Below are 5,054 nucleotides of genomic sequence, written 5' to 3'. Positions count from 1 at the left end.
AGCTGGGCGAGCGCGGCACGCACGCGGGCCCCCTCGGCCCGCCAGGTCCGCCCCGGGCCCAGGGTGAGGCGCAGGGCGGCCGGCTCGGCCACGACGGCGCGCACCGTCCCGTCCGCGCGCAGGGCCTCGAGCGGGGCCGGGGTGGCGCCCACGGGCCCGACCATGCCGAGCAGGCCGGCGGGGACGGCCCACCGGACGGTCGCCGGGTCCCCGGGGACGGCCTCCGGATGGGTGGGGACGGGGGCGCTCACGTGAGGGCGAGCACCGCGTGGCGCACCGTGAACGCGGCGAGCCACGCGAGCGCGAAGTAGGTGGTGAACGCGGCGAGCGGCCACCGCCACGTGCCGGTCTCCCGGCGCATCACGGCCAGGGTGCTCATGCACTGCAGGGCGAGCATGAAGAACACCAGCAGCGCCGCCACCACGTCCGGGGTGAACAGGGGCCGCTCCGCGCCGGCGTCGTCCGTCACCGTCCAGTCCGCGAGCGCGGCCCCCGGGTCCTCGGGGTCCTCGGCGGCGGCCATCTGGCCGAGCGTGGCCACGAACACCTCGCGGGCGGACAGGGACGCGAGCACGCCGACGTCGATCCGCCAGTCGAAGCCCAGGGGCGCAAACACGGGCTCCACGGCCTTGCCCACGGCGGCGGCGGCCGAGTGGTCGATGGTGTACTGGACGACGGCGGCGGTGTCGTCAAGCGGGACGCCGGCGGCGGTCATCTCCTCGTCCGAGCGGACGGGGACGTTCAGCAGCACCCAGAGCAGCGCCGTCGTGACCAGGATGATCGAGGTGACCTTGCGCAGGAAGCCCTTCGCGGAGGCCCACATGGAGGTCAGCACGGTGCGGGCGCGGGGCACGCGGTAGGGCGGCATCTCCATGTAGAACGGCATGGCGCCCTGGCGGCGGCCGGCCACCCGGCCCCAGAAGGCGGCGCTGAGCATCGCGGCGACGGCGCCGCCCAGGTAGAGCGCGAACATCACCAGGCCCTGCGCCCCGACGGGGCCCCAGCGCAGCTCCGCGGGCACGAGCATCGCGATCAGCAGCACGTACACCGGCAGGCGGGCCGAGCAGGTCATGGCGGGCGCGGCCATCATGGTGGCCAGCCGGTCCCGCGCGGAGGGCAGCGAGCGGGTGGCCATGATGCCGGGCACGGCGCAGGCCAGGGAGCTCAGCAGCGCCACGAACGCGCGGCCCTCGAGCCCGAACCGGCTCATCACGCGGTCCATCAGGAACGCGGCCCGGGTCATGTAGCCGCTGCCCTCGAGCAGGGAGATCATCAGGAACAGCAGCAGGATCTGCGGCAGGAACACCACCACGCCGCCCACGCCGCCGATCAGCGCCTCGGACACGAACCGGCCCAGCCAGTCCACGGGGATGCCGGCCGCCGCGCGCTCGCCGAGCCATCCGAAGGCGGTCTCCACGAGGCCCTGCAGCGGGGCGGCGACCGTGAAGATCACCTGGAAGAACGCGAACATGACGGCCAGGAACACGAGCGTGCCCCACACGGGGTGGAGCAGGACGTCGTCGATCCGCCGGGTGCGGTCGTCCGGGCGGGGCGAGCGGTGGCGGGCGGCCTCGAGCACGGAGGAGATCCAGGCGTCCACGCCCGCGGGGTCGGTCGGCGGGGCCAGCGGGGGCCGCTGCCACCCGGCCGGGTCCGTGGCCAGGTGGGCGCGCAGGGCCTCGCGCTGCCGCGCGTCGCCGGCGGTGGCCACGAGCACGGGCACGCCGAGGGCCCGGGAGAGCCGGGACACGTCCACGGAGCCGCCGCGCAGCGCCAGCTCGTCCCCGAAGGTGAGCACGAGCGTGGCCGGCAGGTCGACGGCGAGGGCGTGCGCCACCATGGTCAGGCCGCGGCGCAGGGTGGTGGAGTCCGCCACCAGGACGAGCCCCTCGGGGTGGTCCGGGTGCTCCGGGTCCAGGGCGAGGACGTCCGCCACGACCTGCTCGTCCGGGCTGATGGGGTCCAGCGAGTAGGTGCCGGGCAGGTCCTCGAGGACGACGCGCGAACCGTCCTCGGCGGTCATCACGCCCTCCGCTCGGGCCACGGTCACGCCCGGGTAGTTGCCGGTCTTCACGCTCAGGCCGGTGAGGCCGTTGAACAGCGTGGACTTGCCGGAGTTGGGCGCCCCCACCAGGCCGAGCCGGGTCAGCCCGGCCTCCAGCACGGCGCCGCCGCCCCCGTGGCCGTGGTGGCCGTGGGCCCCGTGGCTCATGCGCCGCAGCCGCCGCAGGAGCGCTGGTGGGAGCCGCAGGCCGCGGTGCCGGCGGCCGCGCCGGGCTCGGCGAGCACCACGCAGCGCGCCTGATCGCGGCGCAGGGTGAGCTCGTAGTCCGCCACCCGGACCACGAGGGGCCCGCCGAGCGGGGCGCGGCGCACACCGGTCACCGGGGAGCCGGGACGCAGGCCCAGGTCGAAGAGGCGCCGGGCGACGTCGGGCCGGGCCGCGTCGCACACGCCCAGCACCACGGCGGTGCCGCCGAGCGGCAGGTCGGCAAGGGTGCGGCGGCCGGAGGTTCCGGTGGCGCCGCCGGTGACGTCGCGGGAGCGGAGGGTCTGCGTGATGGGCAGGGTGAGGGTCATGGTGTCCTCGCCGGGTCGGGTCCGCGGCCCGGCGTGCGCGTCGGGCCAGCCGTCACCGGGCGACGCGCGGGGCGGTCGGCCAGGTGAGGCGAGCCTTAGCGTACACCCGTGTGCGGTAATGCCGCCCCCTCGCCGGGACCCGGTGGCGGGACCCGTCCCCGGGCCCCGATCGGGGGGGCGCGGCGAGGGGTCCCGCCGGCCTCACAGCGGCCGGCCCTCGGCGAGGTCGGCGTCCACCTGGGCGAAGACCTCCTGGGCCAGCTTGAAGGCGATGTTCGCGGCCGGCACGGAGGCGTAGACCGCGGTCTGCAGGAGGATCTCCTGGATCTCCTCCCGGGTCAGGCCGTTGCGCAGGGCGGCGCGCAGGTGCATGGCGCACTCGTCCCAGTAGCCCCCCGCCACCATCGCGGAGATGGTCACGGCGGAGCGCATCCGTCGGTCCAGACCTGGCCTTGTCCAGATCGTCCCCCACGCGTAGCGGGTGATGAGGTTCTGGAAGTCCTCGGTGGTGGCGTCCTTCTTCGCCTCGGCGCGGTCCACGTGGGCGTCGCCCAGGACCTCGCGGCGCACGGCCATGCCGGCGTCGAACACCTCCTGCGAGGTGCGGTCCATGTCGTGCCCGATCGGCTGGTGCGAGCTCATCGGACGGCCATGAAGAACGCGTCGAGGGCCTCGGCGGTGCGCTCGGGCTGCTCGAGGGGGGCCTGGTGCGCCGTCCCCTCGAACGCGTGGGTCACGGTCCCCGGCACGGCGGCCGCGATCTCCTCACCGGCCGAGGGCGGGGTGACCTGGTCCTCGACACCGTGGATCGTCAGCACCGGGACGGTGATCTCGCCGAGGCGCTCGCGCACATCGAAGTCACCGAGGGCCTCGCACAGGCGGGCGTACGAGTGGCGGTCCGCCTCCTGCAGGGTGTGCAGCAGGCCGGTGGTGCGCTCGGGATGTGCCGCGATGAACCCCTCGGCGAACCAGCGCTGCGCCGAGCCCTCGACGAGCGTCGGGGTGCCGGCGCGCTCCACGAGCTCGGCGCGCTCGCGCCACGACTCCGCCTCGCCGATCTTCGCGGCGGAGCAGATCACGGCCACGCCGGAGACGGTGTCCGCGTGGTCCAGGGCCAGCTGCAGCGCGACGCACCCGTTGAGGGACACGCCCGCGAAGTGCACGGGCGCCTCCGCGGGGACGGTGCCGTCCGTCTGCAGCGCCTGCACGGCGGCGACGACGGCGTCCGCCAGCTCCGCGATGGAGAACGGCTCGGCGTGGGGCTCGGAGGCGCCGTGGCCGGGCAGGTCGTAGCCGACCACCACGGTGTCCTCGCCCAGACGCGTCGCGGCCAGCGACCACAGGGCCTGGACGCCGGTGCCGAGGCCGGCGCCGACCACGAGCACGCGGGTGGGATCCTGGGCGGGCTTCAGGAGGGTGGTGGTGACACGGGGGGTGCTCATGGGCGGTCCTTCCTCTGCGGCGGCGCCGCACCCCGAGGGGCGCGGCCGGTTCTGACGGAGATGGTCTCAGGTGCGGGGCGGCGTCGTCGTGCCCCGGCGGGCGGCGAGCAGGCGGTCCACGAGGGCCTCGGCCTCCCCCGTGTAGGCGGCGGGGTCGAGGAGGTCGTCGAGGCGGGCGTCCGGAACGGACTCCGGGACCGCCGCGCGCAGCAGGGCGCGGAAGTCCCCCTCGCCCACCAGGGAGCGGTCCACGACGTCCTGGATCAGCCGCTTCCCGGAGCCCGGCTCGCCGGAGGCCTCGTCCAGCTCAGGGCCGAGCTCGGCCATGATGCGCTCGGAGACGAGCAGCGGGCCGGTGAGCTCCAGGTTGCGCCGCATCCGGTCCTGGTGCACGCGCAGCCCGGAGACGAGCTCCCGGGTCAGCGCCGCGGCCCCGCCCACCACGCGCAGCAGGCGGCGCAGCGCCGGCCACTCGGCGTGCCAGGCCCCGTCCGAGCGCTCGTCGTCCGCGGCGCCGGCCGCCGTGTACACCTGGGCCACGAGCCCGGGGGCTGAGAGGGCGGCGGAGCGGATCAGGACGGACAGCACGGGGTTCTGCTTGTGGGGCATGGCGGAGGAGCCGCCGCGCCCCGCCGCGAGGGGTTCGCCGAGCTCCCCGTTCTCGATCCGGGCGGAGACCAGGACGTCGTTGGCGATCTTCCCGCACGCCGCCACGACGTCGGCCAGCGCCGCCGCCACCCCGGTGACGGCCATGCGGTTGGTGTCCCACGGGCCGGGCGGGGCGAACAGGCCCAGCTCGGCGGCGAGGTCCTCGACGAGCGTGAACGCGGTGGTCTCCCGGGCGAGGGTCCCCGCGCGGTGGGCGCGGTCGACGTGCCCGGACAGGGCGGCCAGGGTGCCGGCGGCGCCGCCCCACTGGACGGGCAGGTCCGCGACGGCGGCGGCGAGCCGGTCCGTTGCCTGGCCGAGGCCGTCGAGCCAGTTCGCGGCGCGCAGCCCGAAGGTGGAGGGCAGGGAGTGCTGGGCGAGGGA

The 5,054-nt window shown here is 75.9% G+C and carries 6 protein-coding genes; all 6 read right to left on the bottom strand.

Features of this window, described 5'->3' with window-relative positions:
* Window positions 1-251: hypothetical protein (locus Q4D18_RS05445; RefSeq protein WP_303126400.1), on the bottom strand; the 251-nt coding region annotated here is incomplete at its 3' end.
* A complete protein-coding gene (locus tag Q4D18_RS05440; RefSeq protein ID WP_303126399.1) occupies window positions 248-2,212 on the bottom strand; it encodes a ferrous iron transporter B in 1,965 nt (654 codons plus the stop codon). The genes Q4D18_RS05445 and Q4D18_RS05440, both read right to left, overlap by 4 nt.
* Window positions 2,209-2,580 (bottom strand): FeoA family protein, encoded by a 372-nt coding sequence (locus Q4D18_RS05435; protein ID WP_303126398.1) that lies wholly within the window; start codon window positions 2,578-2,580, stop codon window positions 2,209-2,211. The genes Q4D18_RS05440 and Q4D18_RS05435 overlap by 4 nt, the downstream gene beginning before the upstream one ends.
* Before the next feature lie 201 nt (window positions 2,581-2,781).
* Complete coding sequence (pcaC, locus tag Q4D18_RS05430; protein WP_303126397.1) at window positions 2,782-3,222, bottom strand: 4-carboxymuconolactone decarboxylase; 441 nt, start codon at window positions 3,220-3,222, stop codon at window positions 2,782-2,784.
* Window positions 3,219-4,022, bottom strand: a complete 804-nt coding sequence (locus tag Q4D18_RS05425; protein ID WP_303126396.1) for an alpha/beta fold hydrolase — start codon at window positions 4,020-4,022, stop codon at window positions 3,219-3,221. Before Q4D18_RS05425 ends, pcaC begins: the two co-directional genes overlap by 4 nt.
* 66 nt (window positions 4,023-4,088) lie before the next feature.
* On the bottom strand, window positions 4,089-5,054 hold a 966-nt coding region (locus tag Q4D18_RS05420; RefSeq protein WP_303126395.1), incomplete at its 5' end, for a lyase family protein.

The sequence above is a fragment of the Micrococcus sp. genome (assembly GCF_030523875.1).
GTDB lineage: Bacteria > Actinomycetota > Actinomycetes > Actinomycetales > Micrococcaceae > Micrococcus.
The sequence above is the reverse complement of the archived record's forward strand: the minus strand, read 5'-3'. Positions and strand labels throughout refer to the sequence as shown.